Raw genomic sequence first — 15,342 nt, 5'->3', positions numbered from 1 at the left:
CCATGTCCGGCCGTCGCCGACCGCGCGGGCTGCGGCCCGAAGAGCATGACCTCTGGCGTCAGGTGACCGATACCACCCAGCCGCTCCCCGGCCGGCGGCACGGCCCGCGGCCCTCCGTCCCGTCAAAGCCGTCGACCCGGACCCAGGGCAAGACGCAGCCCGATCCCGTCGCGCCCTTCAGCCTCGGCGAAGGCGCCACCCGCACCGAGGCCCGCTACGATCTCGCGCCGTCGATCGAGGAGCGCACCGCCGCCGATCCCGTCCGCATGGACCGCAAGGCCTATGGCAAGATGAAGCGCGGCAAGCTCTCGGTCGAGGGGCGGCTCGACCTGCACGGTCTCACGCTCGACCAGGCCCATCCGCGGCTGAACCGTTTCATCCTCGACGCGCAGGGGCAGGGGAAACGCCTCGTCCTCGTCATCACCGGCAAGGGCCGCCGGGGCGAGGATGACGGCCCCATCCCGCGCCGGCCCGGCGTGCTGCGCCACCAGGTGCCGCAATGGCTCCGCACTCCGCCGCTGGCGCAGGCCGTTCTGCAGGTCAGCCCCGCCCATCGCAGCCACGGCGGGTCAGGGGCGTACTACGTCTACCTCAGCCGGCGTCGTTAGCAGCGGCCGCGCCCAGGCCGCGCCGATGGCCGCCAGGCCGCCCGCGACGAGGTAATAGGCCACGATCCCCAGCATCTGCTCGGGAAAGTCGTAGCCCGCGTCGATCAGCGCCCCCGTCAGACCGGGCCCCACGGCCGAGGCCAGCACCATCAGCGCCATCGACAACGCCTTGAGTCCGCCCAGGTGCCGCGTGCCGTAGAACTCGGCCCAGAAGGCCGCGGGCAGCGTCGCCTGCATCCCCGACCCGATCCCGACCAGCACCATGCCCAGCCCGGCCGCGGGCAGCGTCTGGGCGAACGACAAGGCCAGGAACCCGGCCGCGAAGGGCAGGGGAAAGAACGGCATCAGGCGGCCGGTGCCGAACCGGTCGATCGCCCATCCCGAGGCCAGCGTCATCGACACCGACGCGACGGTGAAGAACGGAAGCAGCGAGACGAACTCCACCAGCCGCCAGCCCTTCACCTCGGCCAGGTGCACCTGCTGAAAGAACAGCGCCGTGCCCCAGGCGGGCGGCCCGATGATCACCGGGATCGCCAGCCAGAACAGCCAGTGCCGTGCCGCCTCCACCCGCGTCCAGTGCCGGTTGTTCATGCCGGTGACCGACTCGCCCTCCGACGCCAGCGATTGCGGCGTCCGCTCCAGCTTCAAAAGCCTGTAGATCACCGGGAAGGTCACCACGACCAGGGCGGCCGCCACCAGCCACAGGACCCGCCAGTCGAACACCGCCAACAGCGCGACGAAGGCGACGGGCAGGGCGGCCTGGCCCACCGCGAACCCCATCGACGAGATCGACAGCGCCAGCCCACGCGACGCCACGAACCACCGCGCCATCGACACGTTCGCCAGCTGGCTCATCATCCCCTGGCCCGAGAACCGCAGCAGGAAGATGACGCCGACCAGCGCCACGACGTTCGGAACCACGGACATCGCCAGGCAGGCGCAGGTCAGGATCGCGGCGACGAAGATGCCCAGCTGCCGCGCCCGGAACCGGTCGGTCAGAAGTCCTGCCCACACCATCAGCAGCGCCGAGGCGGTGGTGCCCAGCGTATAGAGCCCGCCCCAGGCGCCGTGACTCAGCCCGAACTCTCCGCGGATCTCTCCCGCGAAGACCGAGATGAAATAGGTCTGTCCATAGCTGGACGTGAAGGACAGCAGGAACCCCGCGGCGAGAAAGGCGGCATTCCGGCGGATGAAATCCCTAACCGGCATGCCGCCTTGATCTACCGCTCCTGCGGAAATGAAAACCCGCATTCTCTGACGTTGGGCGGGCCGGCACCTCTTTGGTCCCCCAAATATCCCCGCCGGAGGCACGCACCGCGCGCCTCGCGCGGTGCAATGTACGTGTCGCGGCGCAGCCGCGGCCGCAGGGTCACAGCACGTAGCGGCTCATGTCCACCGACCGCGACAGCTCGCCCAGGTTGGCCTCGACGAAGTCCGCGTCCAGCGTGACGGTCTCGCCCGCGCGGTCGGGCGCGGTGAAGGACAGTTCCTCGAACACGCGCTCCATCACCGTGTAGAGACGCCGCGCGCCGATGTTCTCGACGCTGGTGTTCACCTCGGCGGCGATCCGGGCCAGAGCGGCGATGCCGTCCTCGGTGAACTCGATGTTCACCTGCTCGGTTTCCATCAGGGCCGAGTACTGGCGCGTCAGGGCGTTGTCGGTCTCGGTCAGGATGCGGACGAAGTCGTCCTCGGTCAGCGCTCGCAACTCCACCCGGATCGGCAGCCGGCCCTGCAGTTCGGGCAGCAGGTCCGACGGCTTGGCGATGTGGAACGCGCCGCTCGCGATGAACAGGATGTGGTCGGTCTTCACGGGGCCGTATTTCGTCGACACCGTCGTGCCCTCGATCAACGGCAGCAGGTCGCGCTGCACGCCCTCGCGGCTGACATCGGCGTTGCGGGCGTCCTGCCGGGCACAGACCTTGTCGATCTCGTCGAGAAAGACGATGCCGTTCTCCTGCACCGCCTCGACGGCGGCCTTGTTCACCGTCTCGTCGTCCAGCAGCTTGTCGGCCTCTTCGCCGATCAGCGCCTCATAGCTTTCGGCCACGGTCATCTTCTTGCGCACGGTCCGGCCCTGGAATGCCTTGCCGAACAGGTCGCCCAGGTTCATGCCGCCCATCTGGCCGCCCTGCATGCCGGGCATCTCCATGTTGCCCAACGGATTCGACGTGTCCTGCAGGTCCAGCTCGATCTCGTGATCGTCCAGCTCGCCGTTGCGCAGCTTGGAGCGGAACATCTCGCGGGTCTGGTTGCGGGCGTTCTCGCCGGCGATCGCCTCGAGCACGCGGTTCTCGGCGTTCGACTGGGCCTTCGATTTCACGTCCTCGCGCATGAATTCGCGGGTCATGGTGATCGACTGTTCCACCAGGTCGCGGATGATCTGCTCCACGTCCCGCCCGACATAGCCGACCTCGGTGAACTTCGTCGCCTCGACCTTGATGAACGGCGCGCGGGCCAGCTTCGCCAGCCGGCGCGAGATCTCGGTCTTGCCGACGCCGGTGGGGCCGATCATCAGGATGTTCTTGGGATAGACCTCGTCGCGCAGGTCCGCGCCCAGCTGCTTGCGCCGCCACCGGTTGCGCAGTGCCACCGAGACGGCGCGCTTGGCGTCCTTCTGGCCGATGATGTAACGGTCGAGCTCCGAGACGATCTCGCGGGGGGTCAGGTCGGTCATGTCGTATCCTTGCGGTCGGGCCGCGCTCCGTCGCCGCTGGGGGCGAGGCGTGCCGTTATTTCGAGATGGTTTCGACGGTGAGGTTGCCGTTGGTGTAGACACAGATGTCGCTCGCGATGGCCATCGCGCGACGTGCGATCTCTTCGGCCTCGTGATCGCTGTCCATCATCGCCCGGCCGGCGGCCAGCGCGTAGTTGCCGCCCGATCCGATGGCGGTCACGTCGTGTTCGGGCTCCAGAACGTCACCCGCGCCGGTCACCACGTACAGGTCCGACCCGTCGGTGACGATCAGCATCGCCTCAAGCTTCTGCAGGTACTTGTCGGTGCGCCAGTCCTTCGCCAGCTCGACCGCCGCGCGCTGGAGCTGGCCCGGCGTGCTTTCGAGCTTGGTCTCGAGCCGCTCGAGCAGGGCGAAGGCGTCGGCGGTCGAGCCCGCAAAGCCGGCCACGATGTCATAGCCGCCGGGGCTGATCCGGCGCACCTTGCGGGCCGTGCCCTTGATGACCGTGTCGCCGAGGCTCACCTGGCCGTCGCCGGCGACGACCACCTTGCCGCCCTTGCGCACCGCCATGATCGTGGTCCCGTGCCAGCCGGGAAACGCGCTTTCCGTCATTCCTGCCTTCCTTTCATTCGATGGCTGATATGGAGAGCCCCGCCGAGATTGCCAACCATTTCGCATGGAGCCGCCGATCCGGCGGCGCTAGGCTGCGTGGCATGACCGGCCGGATCCTGCGGATTTTCTACGATGACGCGCTTCTCGCCCGCGCCCGCGCCGGAGAGCACAACTATACCAACCGGCTGATCGCGGCCTTCGCGTCGCGCGGCGTCGAAACCCGTCTGATGCGCAATTCCGAGACGGCGCGGCAGGCCTCGGCCGGCAAGGACGGCTATGCGCTGTTCCACATGGACGATCCGCTGCACGCGCGGTCGCTCACGACGCGGCTGGCCTATTTCTATCCGTTCTGGCGGATCGAGAGGTCGGCCAAGCGCTGGGAATGGGAGGTCGCGCTGTCGGCTTTCGCGCCTCGGGATGTCGACCCCGCGGCGGCCGAGACGTTCTTTCGCCGGGCGCGGGAGCGGTATTTTCCGGGCGATGCCGCCAACGCCCGACGCGACGGTTTCGTCTACGTCGCTCTGCAGGGCCGCCTGTTGCAACATCGCAGCTTCCAGACGATGAGTCCGCTCGACATGCTGGGCGAGACGCTGGCACATACCGGCGACCGCCGCATTGTCGCCGGGCTGCATCCGAAGGAGACATATTCGCCGGCCGAGCGGGCGGCGCTGGACGATCTCGCGCGGCTCAATCCGCGCCTGTCGATCCGGACGGGCGAGATGCCGGTGCTGCTGCGCGAGTGCGACTTCGTCGTCACGCAGAACTCGTCGGCGGCGCTCGCCGGGTATTTCTTCCGCAAGCCGGCGGTGCTGTTCGGGATGATCGACTTTCTCCACATCGCCGCGAATGTCGGGCAGAGCGGCGTGGAGGCGGCCTTTCGCCAGGTCGAAGAGATGCGCCCGGACTATGCTGCGTACCTTCACTGGTTCCTGAAGGAGACGACGATCAATGCCGGTGCGCCGGAGGCCGAGGCGCAGATCCTGCGGGCGGTCAAGCGCCGCGGCTGGATGTTCTGACCCGTGCCACGCAAAAGCCCCGTCGCGCGATGGCGCGGCGGGGCTTTTCGGAACGTTCCGGCATAGCGTACCGGATCAGATCGCTTCCTCGATCCAGCTCTGCAGCGCGGCCTTCGGCGCCGCGCCGACCTTGTTCGAGACGACTTCGCCGTCCTTGAACATGAAAAGGGCCGGAATCCCGCGCACGCCCAGCTGTGACGGCGAGCCCGGATTCTCGTCCACATTGACCTTCACGATCTTGATCTTGCCTTCGTACTGGTCGCTCAGTTCTTCCAGCGCGGGGCCGATCTGCTTGCACGGGCCGCACCACTCGGCCCAGAAGTCCACCACGACGGGCAGGTCTGCATTGCGCACTTCGGCGTCGAAGGTGTCGTCTGTCACGGGCACGGTCGCCATCGGATCACTCCTTGTTCGGATATCGAGGTGCGAACGTAAGGAGGGGCCTCAGACCCGTCAAGACGGCTGCGCCCGCTGCAGGGCGGCCATGACCAGACAGTCCGGCAGTTCCATCAGCCGCGCCTCGGCCGTCCAGAGCAGGGCGGTGCGGACCCGGTGACCGGGATAGATCGCCTTCAACGCTGCGGCATAGGCGCCCATCTGTCGCAACAGGCCCTCGGGCGTATGCTCGGGTATCGCCGGGATCGTGGCGTTCGACTTGAAATCCACGGCCAGGATCTCGTTGTCGCCGACCAGGAGCCGGTCGATGATCCCGCTGACGGCCCGCCCGCCGAGTTCGGACAGGTCGGCATGCAGCGGAACCTCGGCCAGCGTGCCGGGCGCAAAGACATGGGCCAGGTCCGGCGCGTCGAGGCAGCGCTGCGCCTCGGCCAGCAGTGGGCCCGTCTCGTCGTCGGCAAGGCCAGCGATCTGGGCGGCGAGCGCGGACCAGTCAGCGCGGTCGTGTTGCGGCAGATGCTCCATCAGAAGGTGCAGGCGATGACCGCGCAACTTCGCGCTTTCCTCGTCCAGGCCTTCGCCGGGCAGCGCCTTTGGGCCACCGAGGTCCGAGGGTGAGACCGGCCCCTCGGGCTCGGGCGGGACATGGGCATGCGTGTTCAGCCAAGCGGGCAGGGCGGGTGTGTCGGCCCCGGCCGCCGGTGTCGATTCGGCCGCGGCACCCGGCCAGTCGCCGTGCTGCATCCGCTCACCCGGCCCGATCGGTGTTTCGACCGGCTCCAGCGGCAGATCCGTCATCCCCTCGGTGATCGCCCCGTACCACATCTGCGTCAGCTTCCCGGTCTTCGCCGGGGCGACCCCGGCCACGATCAGCCAGCTTTCGGCCCGTGTCATCGCCACGTAGAGCAGGCGCAGCCGCTCGCGCTCGTCAGCGGCCACGACGGCGTCGGCGGCATCGGCCAGCGGGGCAGGGGCACGGTCCTTGGCGATGCGCCACAGGACCGTGCCGGGTTCGGGCACCAGCAGCTCGGCGCGCAGCTGCGGCGGATCGCGTGTGGTGTCCGGCAGGATCACGACCGGCGCCTCCAGCCCCTTAGCCCCGTGAACCGTCATCACGCGGACCTTGCCCCCGGCGCTGTCGGCGCTGCGCTTCACCTGAACGTCATCGGCGTCGAGCCAGCCGAGGAATCCGGTCAGGCTGGGGATATCTGTCCGTTCATAGGCGAGCGCCTGCGTTAGCAGCTCGTCGATGCCGTCTTCGGCCTCTTCCCCCAGCCGGGCGAGGATGCGCCGGCGTCCGTCATGACGCACCAGCACCCGTTCGAGCAGGTCGTAGGGTCGCAGGAAGTCGGCCATGCTGCGAAGGTCCTTCAGCATCGCCCAGGTTTCGGGATGGTCGTCGCCGACTTCGCGCAGGGCCTGCCAGAGGTATTTCGGCCCGCGCCCGGCGGCCAGATCGTAGAGCGCGCCCTCGGTCCAGCCGCAGAGCGGCGAGCGCAGGAGGGCGGCAAGGGATAGATCGTCCTCGGGCGTGGCCAGGAACGACAGAAGCGCCCTGAGATCCTTGACCGCCAGCTCGTTCGCCAGTTCCAGCCGGTCGGCGCCGGCGACCTCCAGCCCCGCCGCCTTGCAGGCGCGGATGATCTCGTGGAACAGCGTGTTGCGCCGCTGGAGCAGCACCAGGAAATCGCCCTCGTCCGCCGCCTTCGCCGCGCCGCCCGCACGCGGTATCGCGACGCCGCCGTCGATGGTTTGGCGGATCTGCCGGGCCACGGCCTCGGCCAGGCGCACCGTCGCGCTGCCGGGCGAGACGCGGTCGACCGGGTCGTACCAGGCGGGCGGATCCGAGGCGGGCTCGCTTTCGACCAGCGGCCAGACATCGACGCGCCCCGGCATCGTCTCGTGAAAGGCAAGGTGATGGGCGTTCGCGCCCAGGCCCTCGGCCCGCTCTCCGGCAAAGACCGCGTCGACCGAGCGCAGGATCGCGGCGGAGGACCGGAACGAGTGTTGCAACTCGGTCGAGCGGAGGCCGCCCTGGGATTCCAGCTGCCGCGCGAAATGCGCGCGCATGCGGTCGAAGGCCGCCGGATCCGCCCCCTGGAACGAGTAGATCGACTGTTTCTGGTCGCCCACGACGAACAGGCTGCGTTCCCCAGCCTCCCGCGCGCCATGGCCGGCGGTGAATTCCTGCGCGAGCCGTTCGATCACGCGCCACTGGGGCGGGCTGGTGTCCTGCGCCTCGTCCACGAGGATGTGGTCGATCCCGCCGTCCAGCCGGTAGAGCACCCATTGCGCCACCGCCGGCGCCGTCAGAAGCTTGGCGGCCCCGAGGATCAGGTCGTCGAAATCCAGCCAGCCGCGCGCTTCCTTGGCATCCGCGAAGCGGGGCAGGAAGGCACTGGCAAAGGCGTGCAGGGCGTAGGTGCGCCGGGCCTGGGCGACGCAGATGAGGCGCGTCCGCGCATCCGCCACGCGGTCCATGAAGGCGTGCAGGTCCTCCATGACCGGCGCAAAGGCGGCGACGGCGCCGGTGTGGCGCGATTGCGGAAAGTTCTCGGACTTGGACCGCCCCGCCTTCTCGCCGCTGCTATAAAGGAACAGGCCGCACAGGCTCTCGAACGTCGCGCGGTCCGGCCGATCCAGCGGCAGGGCCAGGAGGTCGGCGGCGAATGTCTGGTAGCTGGCGCTGGTCTGCGCGGCGCAGTCGGCGATGTCCTTGGCCAACCCGTCCTCACCGCCGACGAAGGCCGAGCGCATCGCGGTCTCTTCGGTGTCGTCGGGGTGTGCGCCGAGCGCGTCACAGATCGCGGCCCAGTCGGCGGTTTCGGCGAATTCGGCCCTGCGCGAGACGATCTCGGCCGTCAGCTTGTCGAAATTCTCGCCCGAGGCCTGCGCCGCGAGCGTATCGACGAGGTCGCTCAGATCGCCGTCTGCCATCTCTTCGACGACCTCGGCGCGCAGCTGCGAGACGGCGCGATCCTCGGCCTCGGTGAATTGCGGCGAGACCCCGGCCTCGAGCGGGAAGCGGCGAAGGAGGGCGGCGCAGAACGAGTGAATGGTCTGGATCTTGAGCCCGCCGGGCGTCTCGATGGCGCTGGCGAACAGGCGGCGGGCCCGCGCCAGCACCTCGGCGTCCAGCCGCTCTTCGACGCCCAGCTGTTCCAGCTGCCGTCGCAAGTCGTCGTCCGGTGTCATCGCCCAACCGCCGAGACGCTTGAAGAGGCGGTTCTGCATCTCGCTCGCGGCGGCCTTGGTGTAGGTCAGGCACAGGATGTTCTGCGGCGAGGCCCCGTCGAGCAGCAGCCGCGCCACCCGGTCGGTCAGCACGCGGGTCTTGCCCGAGCCGGCGTTGGCCGACAGCCAGGTCGAGTGGCGCGGATGGGCCGAGGTGACCTGCCGCTCGCTTGCCGCGTCCCTGGGGCTCATCCCACGATCTCCGATGTCACGTCGTCACTGTCCGTCCATTCCCCGAACCGGGCGAGGTGGTCGTAATCGCCACCCCAGGCGCGGCTCTCGACCGCGCGGCGGGCGGCATAGCCCTGGTCATGGCGCGCGAAGGCGTTGATCAGGGCCTGGAACTCGGCCAGCACCTTGGCCGGGTCGGTTTCGATGTCGTCGTTTTCGGGGTCGCGCAGGTCGATCGTCTGCTGCTTGGGCGACGAGCCCAGGCCGATATGCGCGACGCGGGCGACCTCGGCGGGGTCGATGCCGGGAAACGCGCCGGCCTCGGCCATCAGCGCCTCGAGCATGAGCTGCTTGTCGAAATGCGCGATCTGCTTCTTCGAGGGCACCGCGCCGGTCTTGTAGTCATAGATGGCGAGCCGTGCGTCGGTCAGGCGGTCGATGCGGTCGGCCTGTCCGGTCAGGGTCAGCTCCGTGCCGGGCACCTCCCAGACGCCGCGCTCCTCGACCAGCAGCGGATCTCCCTCGGATTGGCGCACAACCTCCTCCCGCAGGAACGGATCGGCCACGCGGGCCAGCCGCGCGCGCCACAGTGCCCGCGCCGTGGGCCAGGGCACCTCGGCGGCAAGTACCTCGTCGGTAATCCGCAACAGGGTGTCGCGCGCCGCCGGATCCGCCGGGTCGGGCCGCTCTCTCACGAAGCGCTCGAAGATCGTGTGCACCACGGTGCCGCGCAGCGGCGCGTCGGGTTCCTGCCGCAGGGGTCGCAGCGCCCGCAGGTTCAGGATCTCGCGGGCGTAGATGTCGTAGGGATCGCGGATCAGCGTCTCGATCCGCGTCACCGACAGCTGCCGTGGCCGCACGGTGACGGGCGGGCGCGGGGCAGGGCGGGGCGCCGGCGCGACGGGGGCATAGTTCGCCTCGTCCGTCTCGGCCAGGCGCAGCCATCGCGCGCCGCGCGCACGCATGGCCGACAGCGCCTCGGGGCCGTGCTGCTGTGGCAGGCCGGCCAGGAGGTTCGACAGGCGGTTGAGCCAGCGGGAGACGACCGTTTCGGCCTCGGCATCGCGGGCGGCGCGGGTCAGGACGACCTCGGGCGCCGCGACGGCCTGCTGGAAGTCATGCGCCGCCAGACCGATCTGGCGTTCGGGCAGTAGCAAGCCGGCCTCTTTCCGCATGCGCCGGTTGAGCCAAGGATCGGGCGGCGGCAGATCCGGCCACGTGCCGTCGTTCAGACCGCCGAGGATGACGAGATCCGCCCCCTGCACGCGCGCTTCGAGCGTGCCCCAGATCATGATGCCGGGATGCGGGCTGAACGGGTCGCGCACCTCGGCCCGCGCCAGAATTCCGTCGAACACTGCCCGATAGTCCTTGAGCCCCATGACGCCGCCATGCTCGGCCTGATCGCGCAGGTCGCCAAGCTGTTCGGCCGCCTTGCGACCGGCCGCCTCGTCCCACAGCGTGCCCGACCCGGTGCCGCTCGGCCCAGCGGCGAGCCGTTCGGTCGTGGCGATATGGCGGTCCAGGTGGCCGGACAGGGGCGTCGTCTCGGCCGTCGCCAGCATGTCAACGATATCCGCCAGCCAGCTTGCCCAGGCGAGACACTCCGCATCCTCCCGTTGCGTGGCAAACGCGATCAGGCTGTCACGGTCGGGAAAGGCGGGACCCCGGCGGCGCAGGCGCAGCTCCAGCTCGCGCGTCCAGCGCAGGTGCGGCCCGCGTTCGGCGCCGGAATGGACCAGCGGATGCTTGAGCAACGTCAGCAGCGCCTCGGATGTCAGCCGTTCGCCGAACAGCTCCGCGACATGGCGCAACAGCCGGCCCGGCGCGGACAGGGCCAGCGGGCGGCCAGCGCTGTCGTCGGGTTCGAGCCGCCAGCGGTCCAGCGCCGCGGTGACGCGCCGCGTCAGCATCCGGTCGGGGGTAATGAGCGCGGCGGTGCGCCCTTCCTCGGCCGCCTGCCGCAGGATCAGCGCGATCGACAGTGCCTCCTGCCGGGGCGAGGCGGCCTCGATCAGGGTCATCCCTTCGGTCGGCTCGCGCAGATCGTGCAGCTCGCGCCCCTCGGACATCCACTGATCTGTGACGGGGGCCGGACGGAGCGACAGTGACACGAGACGGTTGCGCTCGGGCACAGGAGCCGGCGGGCCCCAGTCGATCACGTCGTCCGGGTCGGCGCCGAGATCGGCCAGAAGCTTGGCAAAGCGGTATTGAGGGTGATCCTCGGACGTGAGCGGATCGTCGAGGCGGTTCCAGATCGACCGTGGCAGGTCGAAATCGAAACCGGGCAGAACCAGGGCCCCCTGCGGCAGCGTGGCGACGGCCCGCATGAACAGCCCCGTCGCCCCGCGTGAGCCTGTCGATCCGGCCACGATCACCGGATGCTGCGGCGGGGCCGCCGACCAGCGCTGCACGAGGTGCTCGACGGCGCGCCGCTGCCGCGCTTCGGGATCCGGCACGCTCTCGTCGCCGAAATACTGCTGCACGATGCGGATGAAGCCGAGGCTGCGGGCCCAATGCCCACTTTCGTCGGTCACGTCGAGCGTGTCCAGCACGTCCGGCGAGACGCCTTCACCCTGCATCTCGTCCATCAGCGCGGCAAGGCTGTCGGCAAGATCGAAGGCCGCCGTGCGCGGGGCAAGATCACGCTCTTGTTCCAGCAGCTGCGCGACCAGCCGGGTCAGCTCCAGCCGACGCGCGAGGGGCGAGATCGCGGGCGGCAGATCGGGAACCGGCGTCTCGGTCCCGAGCGCGGTCAGCAGCCGCACCCGCGGCAGAAGCCGGGCGGGCCCGTTTCGGAACAGAGCGGTCATGCGCCGCTGCATCCGGGCCGAGTTCACGAAGATCTCGACTCGGCCGAGCGTTTCGGGCGGCAGGCCGGCGACGCGCTCCAGGATGCCGTTCGCGACCTCGGCCGGAAAGTCGGCGCCGGGCGGCAGGCCGAAGACGCGCGGGCCGTCCATCGGATCAAACACGGTCGGACTCCGCCAGCATCGCCTCGGCCTCGGTAATTCCGCCGGGATGGCCCACATCGCACCAGCCGCCGGGATGCACGAGGCCGAACAGCGTGCCCACCGCCTCCATCTGCCGCCAGATCACGTTGAGAGAGAACACGTCCTGTTTCACCTGAGATAGCCGGTCGGGCCGGATGATCTGCGCCCCGGTATAGGTCAGCGGACCGCCGCGGGTCAGCCGCCCGCGTGCGTCGATGTCGAAATCGCCCGTGCCGGCATGGCCGCGGGCCCGGTCCGCGGGGACGAGCATCAACAGCGCCTCCATCCGTGCGGGATCCCAGGCCGCGGCGAGGGCGCTCAGCGGGTTGGGGCCGCTCCACACGGCGTCGGAGTTCAGCGTGAACACCGGCCCCTCGCCGAGCGCGGGCAGCGCGTTGCGCAGGCCGCCGCCGGTGTCGAGGATGTCGGGCGTCTCATGCGTCACCGTGACCGGGCGGTCGGCGACATGGTCGATCAGCTGATCCGCCCGGTAGTGGACGTTCATTACCCGGGTCCGAACGGGGCCGATGTCGGTCAGGGCGAGGGCATGATCGATCAGCGGACGACCGGCGACCTCCACCAGCGGTTTAGGCCGGTCGGCGGTCAACGCGCCCATGCGGGTGCCGAACCCCGCGGCGAACAGCATCAAGGATGCGGGATGGTCGCGCATTTGTCCTTCAGGGTCTTCAGGTGGTCGGGCGTCGGTTCGGGCAGAGTCGCACGGACCTGGGCGGCGAGCGCGGCGCAGGCGGGATGGGCCAGGTCGGTCTGCAGGTGCCCCCAGACCCGCGGGATGAGATCGACATAGTGCGGCTTGCCGAAATGCATCGACAGGCGGGCAAAGACCCCGAGGATGCGCAGGTTGCGCTGGGCGCCCATCACCGCGTAGCCGGCTTCGAACGCCTCTCGGTCGGTGCCCGCCGCGGCGACGTAGCGGTCGACCATCTGTCGCTGCACCTCTGGCGACACGTCCCGGCGCGCATCCTCGAGCAACGAAACAAGATCGTAGGCCGGGTGCCCCATGCGGGCATCCTGGAAATCCAGCAGCGCGACGCGGTCGGTGCCGATGCGCTCTGGGCGCCAGATCAGGTTCTCCGCGTGATAGTCCCGCAGGATCAGAACCGGCTCCCAGGGCGGCAGCGAGTCGAGCGCGTTCTGCATCGCGTCCCGGGCCGGTCTGCCGGCGGGCTCGGCGGCACCGTCGACCTCCATCCGGTACCAGCGCCAGGCCAGTTGCGACAGATCGGCCATCTCGGGAAGGTAGCTGGCGACCTCGGGTGTCCGCGGGGCGGCGTGCAGTTTCAGCAGCACGTCCGTCGCGCCGGCATAGAGGTCCGTTTCGAGCGTGGGGTCGCGTTCCAGCACGCGGGCGAAGATCGCGTCGCCGAGGTCCTCGAGCAGCAGGAAACCCCGTGTTTCGTCCTGCGCCAGGATCTCCGGCGCCGCCAGGCCGCAGGCACTGAGGTGTTGCGCGATGCGGACGAAGGGTCGGACATCCTCGCCCCTGTCGGCGGGGGCGTCCATCAGGACCGCGCGGCTGCCGTCGGCGGTGACCAGCCGGTCGTAGCGCCGGTTCGAGGCGTCCCCGGCCAGAACCGTGCGCCTCGCCTCTCCCCAGCCGGCATGGGCGAGGAAGCGGGCGATCTCGTCCGTGCGATCAGGCATCCGCCGCGACCTCCGCCAGTGACGCAAGGCGGTCCGCCCAAGGCGCGGCACCGAAGAATTCGACACGCCGTCCCTCGGCGTCGGGTGTCAGGCGAACTTTCAAAGCGGCTTCGGGTGCGTCCGCGCCCAGCCGGTCGGGCCATTCGACCAGGCAGATGGCGGTGCCGAAAGCGTCGTGCAGGCCCAACTCGATCACCTCGTCCGGCCCGCCGACGCGGTAGAGATCGGCGTGCCAGATCTCGTCCGGCCCGGCCTCGTACGTCTGCACCAGCGTGAAGGTCGGAGAGGGCACGTCCTCGGCCCGGCCGTGACGCGCCTGCATGGCCTGGATCATCGCGCGGGCCAGATGCGTCTTGCCCGCGCCGATCCCGCCTTCGAGCAACAGGGTATCGCCGCCGCGCAGCGTCCGGGCGAACCAGTGGCCCAGGCGATCGGTGTCCTCGGGCGTGGTCAGGAACAGGCGTTTCAGAACGTCGTGCTGCATGGCGCGCACTTTGTCCCTGTCGCGTCCCGCCCGCAAGCGGATGGCTGGCGCAGGATCACATTGCGCGCACCTGTCCGGTGCCCAGATGACCGTCGGACTCGGACGCTCGCCGAAGGGCCGGCGAAAAGGTGACGAGGCGTTTCCCACCGCGCACAAACCCGACGTGGCAGCGTAACTTGCGTCCACCCTTGGTCCAGACATCGTCATGGAATCCCTGTTCTTCCTGGCCGGACCGAACGGTTTCGAGAAAGGCTTCGGTCGTCTTGTGCGATATCAGCATCTGTTCCCACAGAGCGCCGAGTTCCGAAAGGTCGGGTGGCAACAGGCCTATCGACGTTTCGATCCCCCACATCCGGTCGAACCACTCGTTCGACAGGACCAGCGATCCGTCCGCGTGAAAGACCGCGATGGCCGTGCCGAGCCCGTCGAAGGCCGCCTGGGCGGTGTCGAGCTGCGCGCGGTAGTTCCGCGTCACGGCGACCTCGTCCGAGATGTTCTCGAACGACAGGACAAGCGCGCCATCCGGCTGCGACCCGGCGCCGACGCGCACGGTCTGTCCGCATGTCAGGTGCCAGATATCGCAGAACGCCCCGTCGGCGGCCGAACGGGCCAGGGCCAGGAACCCGTCGCGCCACCGGGCGAAATCCCGTGGTTCCGGCACCATGGCCGCATCGCGGAGCAGGTCGAAGAAGTCGAGGATCGTGGGCCGCGCGGCCAGGCGGTCGGCCGGAACCTTGGTGAAGTCACTCAGGGCGGGGTTGAACATCAGCAGACGCTCGGACTTGTCGAATATCGCGAGCCCGACCGGGAGGCTTGCGAAGATCACCGAAAGGGTCTGCAGGATCCCGCCTTCGTCATCGTCGTCGCTGACCGACGCCGGGCGACTGGCGACGGCGGCGGCCACGAGATCTCCGGCGTGGCCGGCGACGAGGGTTTCGTGGCCGATCCGATGTTCCAGCCGGTTGCAGGTGTCGCGCAGCCCGTCGGCCTCGCAGGTCGCCAGTTCGGCAAGCTGCCCGTCGATGGGCTCCCCCGAGGTGTCGGTCTGCTCGGCCATGTCGCGGTAGGCGGCGTTGGCCCAGCGAAGCTCACCGTCCGGGGTCTGCCGCCAGAGCGGCAGCGGGACGGCGTCGATCTCGGCCTCACGTTCGGACAGGATGCGCGACAGCAGAAGGGACAGCGTATCGCCGCCGTGCCGATGCCGGATCTCGAGCCTGAGCGTGCCGCGGCGGCGACGGGCGGTCACGCGGAATTCGTCGGTCGTCTGGTGCGCATCGGTGCCGGCGGATCCGTAAAGGTCGACGTTGCCCAGGACCGGGGCCAGGCGCTTGCGCAATCCTTCGATCGTCTCGGAGCCGGGTTCTTCGGGAATGAGCGCTCTGGCGCCTGGGCTCGTCTCGAACAGGTGCCCGCGATCGAAAACGAACACCACGGGACGACCGTTCAACGCGCCTGATCGTGGATGCGATCGGCGTTGATAGACCAGCG

General features: G+C 69.3%; 12 protein-coding genes. 2 read left to right on the top strand and 10 right to left on the bottom strand.

Annotated elements, in window-relative coordinates; translation table 11 throughout:
• Positions 1-2 precede the first annotated feature (2 nt).
• Positions 3-608, top strand: a complete 606-nt coding sequence (locus BMZ25_RS10305) for a Smr/MutS family protein (protein WP_092693170.1) — start codon at positions 3-5, stop codon at positions 606-608.
• Here the strand turns inward: BMZ25_RS10305 and BMZ25_RS10300 are convergent.
• The 3 genes from BMZ25_RS10300 to hslV all read right to left on the bottom strand — a co-directional run bounded on the left by BMZ25_RS10300 (position 570) and on the right by hslV (position 3,898).
• Complete coding sequence (locus tag BMZ25_RS10300) at positions 570-1,817, bottom strand: MFS transporter (protein ID WP_092693169.1); 1,248 nt, start codon at positions 1,815-1,817, stop codon at positions 570-572. The genes BMZ25_RS10305 and BMZ25_RS10300 overlap by 39 nt on opposite strands.
• A gap of 160 nt (positions 1,818-1,977) precedes the next feature.
• Positions 1,978-3,285, bottom strand: a complete 1,308-nt coding sequence (gene hslU / locus BMZ25_RS10295) for an ATP-dependent protease ATPase subunit HslU (protein ID WP_092693166.1) — start codon at positions 3,283-3,285, stop codon at positions 1,978-1,980.
• A 55-nt stretch (positions 3,286-3,340) separates the two neighbouring features.
• Positions 3,341-3,898, bottom strand: a complete 558-nt coding sequence (gene hslV / locus BMZ25_RS10290; protein ID WP_092693164.1) for an ATP-dependent protease subunit HslV — start codon at positions 3,896-3,898, stop codon at positions 3,341-3,343.
• Between the two features lie 101 nt (positions 3,899-3,999).
• Between hslV and BMZ25_RS10285 the strand changes: the two genes are divergently transcribed.
• On the top strand, positions 4,000-4,914 hold the full coding sequence (locus BMZ25_RS10285) for a hypothetical protein (RefSeq protein WP_092693162.1): 915 nt from the start codon (positions 4,000-4,002) through the stop codon (positions 4,912-4,914).
• A gap of 75 nt (positions 4,915-4,989) precedes the next feature.
• Here the strand turns inward: BMZ25_RS10285 and trxA are convergent, their stop codons facing one another.
• The 7 genes from trxA to BMZ25_RS10250 are packed head-to-tail and all read right to left on the bottom strand — an operon-like array spanning position 4,990 to position 15,283.
• Positions 4,990-5,310, bottom strand: a complete 321-nt coding sequence (gene trxA / locus BMZ25_RS10280) for a thioredoxin (RefSeq protein ID WP_092693160.1) — start codon at positions 5,308-5,310, stop codon at positions 4,990-4,992.
• 57 nt (positions 5,311-5,367) lie between these two features.
• On the bottom strand, positions 5,368-8,736 hold the full coding sequence (gene addA, locus BMZ25_RS10275; protein ID WP_092693157.1) for a double-strand break repair helicase AddA: 3,369 nt from the start codon (positions 8,734-8,736) through the stop codon (positions 5,368-5,370).
• The gene (gene addB, locus BMZ25_RS10270) at positions 8,733-11,675 is read right to left on the bottom strand and encodes a double-strand break repair protein AddB (protein WP_408033436.1); all 2,943 of its coding nucleotides are present in this window, start codon (positions 11,673-11,675) and stop codon (positions 8,733-8,735) included. The genes addA and addB overlap by 4 nt, the downstream gene beginning before the upstream one ends.
• A gap of 4 nt (positions 11,676-11,679) precedes the next feature.
• Positions 11,680-12,375: a nucleotidyltransferase family protein gene (locus BMZ25_RS10265; RefSeq protein WP_092693153.1), complete on the bottom strand. Its 696-nt coding sequence runs from the start codon at positions 12,373-12,375 to the stop codon at positions 11,680-11,682.
• The gene (locus tag BMZ25_RS10260) at positions 12,351-13,370 is read right to left on the bottom strand and encodes an aminoglycoside phosphotransferase family protein (protein ID WP_092693151.1); all 1,020 of its coding nucleotides are present in this window, start codon (positions 13,368-13,370) and stop codon (positions 12,351-12,353) included. The genes BMZ25_RS10265 and BMZ25_RS10260 overlap by 25 nt, the downstream gene beginning before the upstream one ends.
• Entirely contained in the window at positions 13,363-13,854 is a 492-nt protein-coding gene (tsaE, locus tag BMZ25_RS10255) for a tRNA (adenosine(37)-N6)-threonylcarbamoyltransferase complex ATPase subunit type 1 TsaE (RefSeq protein ID WP_092693149.1), read from the bottom strand. The genes BMZ25_RS10260 and tsaE overlap by 8 nt, the downstream gene beginning before the upstream one ends.
• Positions 13,855-13,909: 55 nt before the next feature.
• On the bottom strand, positions 13,910-15,283 hold the full coding sequence (locus BMZ25_RS10250; RefSeq protein ID WP_143071522.1) for a PAS domain-containing protein: 1,374 nt from the start codon (positions 15,281-15,283) through the stop codon (positions 13,910-13,912).
• Positions 15,284-15,342: the final 59 nt, after the last annotated feature.

Origin of the sequence: Tranquillimonas rosea (genome assembly GCF_900111315.1) — a bacterium.
In the GTDB taxonomy this organism is placed as follows: Bacteria; Pseudomonadota; Alphaproteobacteria; order Rhodobacterales; family Rhodobacteraceae; genus Tranquillimonas; species Tranquillimonas rosea.
This window is presented reverse-complemented; position numbering and strand designations above follow the sequence as displayed.

Excerpts from the sequence above, each read along its gene's own strand:
- hslV (WP_092693164.1), bottom strand. The coding sequence starts at position 3,898 with ATGACGGAAAGCGCGTTTCCCGGCTGGCACGGGACCACGATCATGGCG.
- BMZ25_RS10305 (WP_092693170.1), top strand. The coding sequence starts at position 3 with ATGTCCGGCCGTCGCCGACCGCGCGGGCTGCGGCCCGAAGAGCATGAC.
- BMZ25_RS10265 (WP_092693153.1), bottom strand. The coding sequence starts at position 12,375 with ATGCGCGACCATCCCGCATCCTTGATGCTGTTCGCCGCGGGGTTCGGC.
- addB (WP_408033436.1), bottom strand. The coding sequence starts at position 11,675 with ATGGACGGCCCGCGCGTCTTCGGCCTGCCGCCCGGCGCCGACTTTCCG.
- hslU (WP_092693166.1), bottom strand. The coding sequence starts at position 3,285 with ATGACCGACCTGACCCCCCGCGAGATCGTCTCGGAGCTCGACCGTTAC.
- tsaE (WP_092693149.1), bottom strand. The coding sequence starts at position 13,854 with ATGCAGCACGACGTTCTGAAACGCCTGTTCCTGACCACGCCCGAGGAC.
- BMZ25_RS10285 (WP_092693162.1), top strand. The coding sequence starts at position 4,000 with ATGACCGGCCGGATCCTGCGGATTTTCTACGATGACGCGCTTCTCGCC.
- BMZ25_RS10260 (WP_092693151.1), bottom strand. The coding sequence starts at position 13,370 with ATGCCTGATCGCACGGACGAGATCGCCCGCTTCCTCGCCCATGCCGGC.
- trxA (WP_092693160.1), bottom strand. The coding sequence starts at position 5,310 with ATGGCGACCGTGCCCGTGACAGACGACACCTTCGACGCCGAAGTGCGC.
- addA (WP_092693157.1), bottom strand. The coding sequence starts at position 8,736 with ATGAGCCCCAGGGACGCGGCAAGCGAGCGGCAGGTCACCTCGGCCCAT.
- BMZ25_RS10300 (WP_092693169.1), bottom strand. The coding sequence starts at position 1,817 with ATGCCGGTTAGGGATTTCATCCGCCGGAATGCCGCCTTTCTCGCCGCG.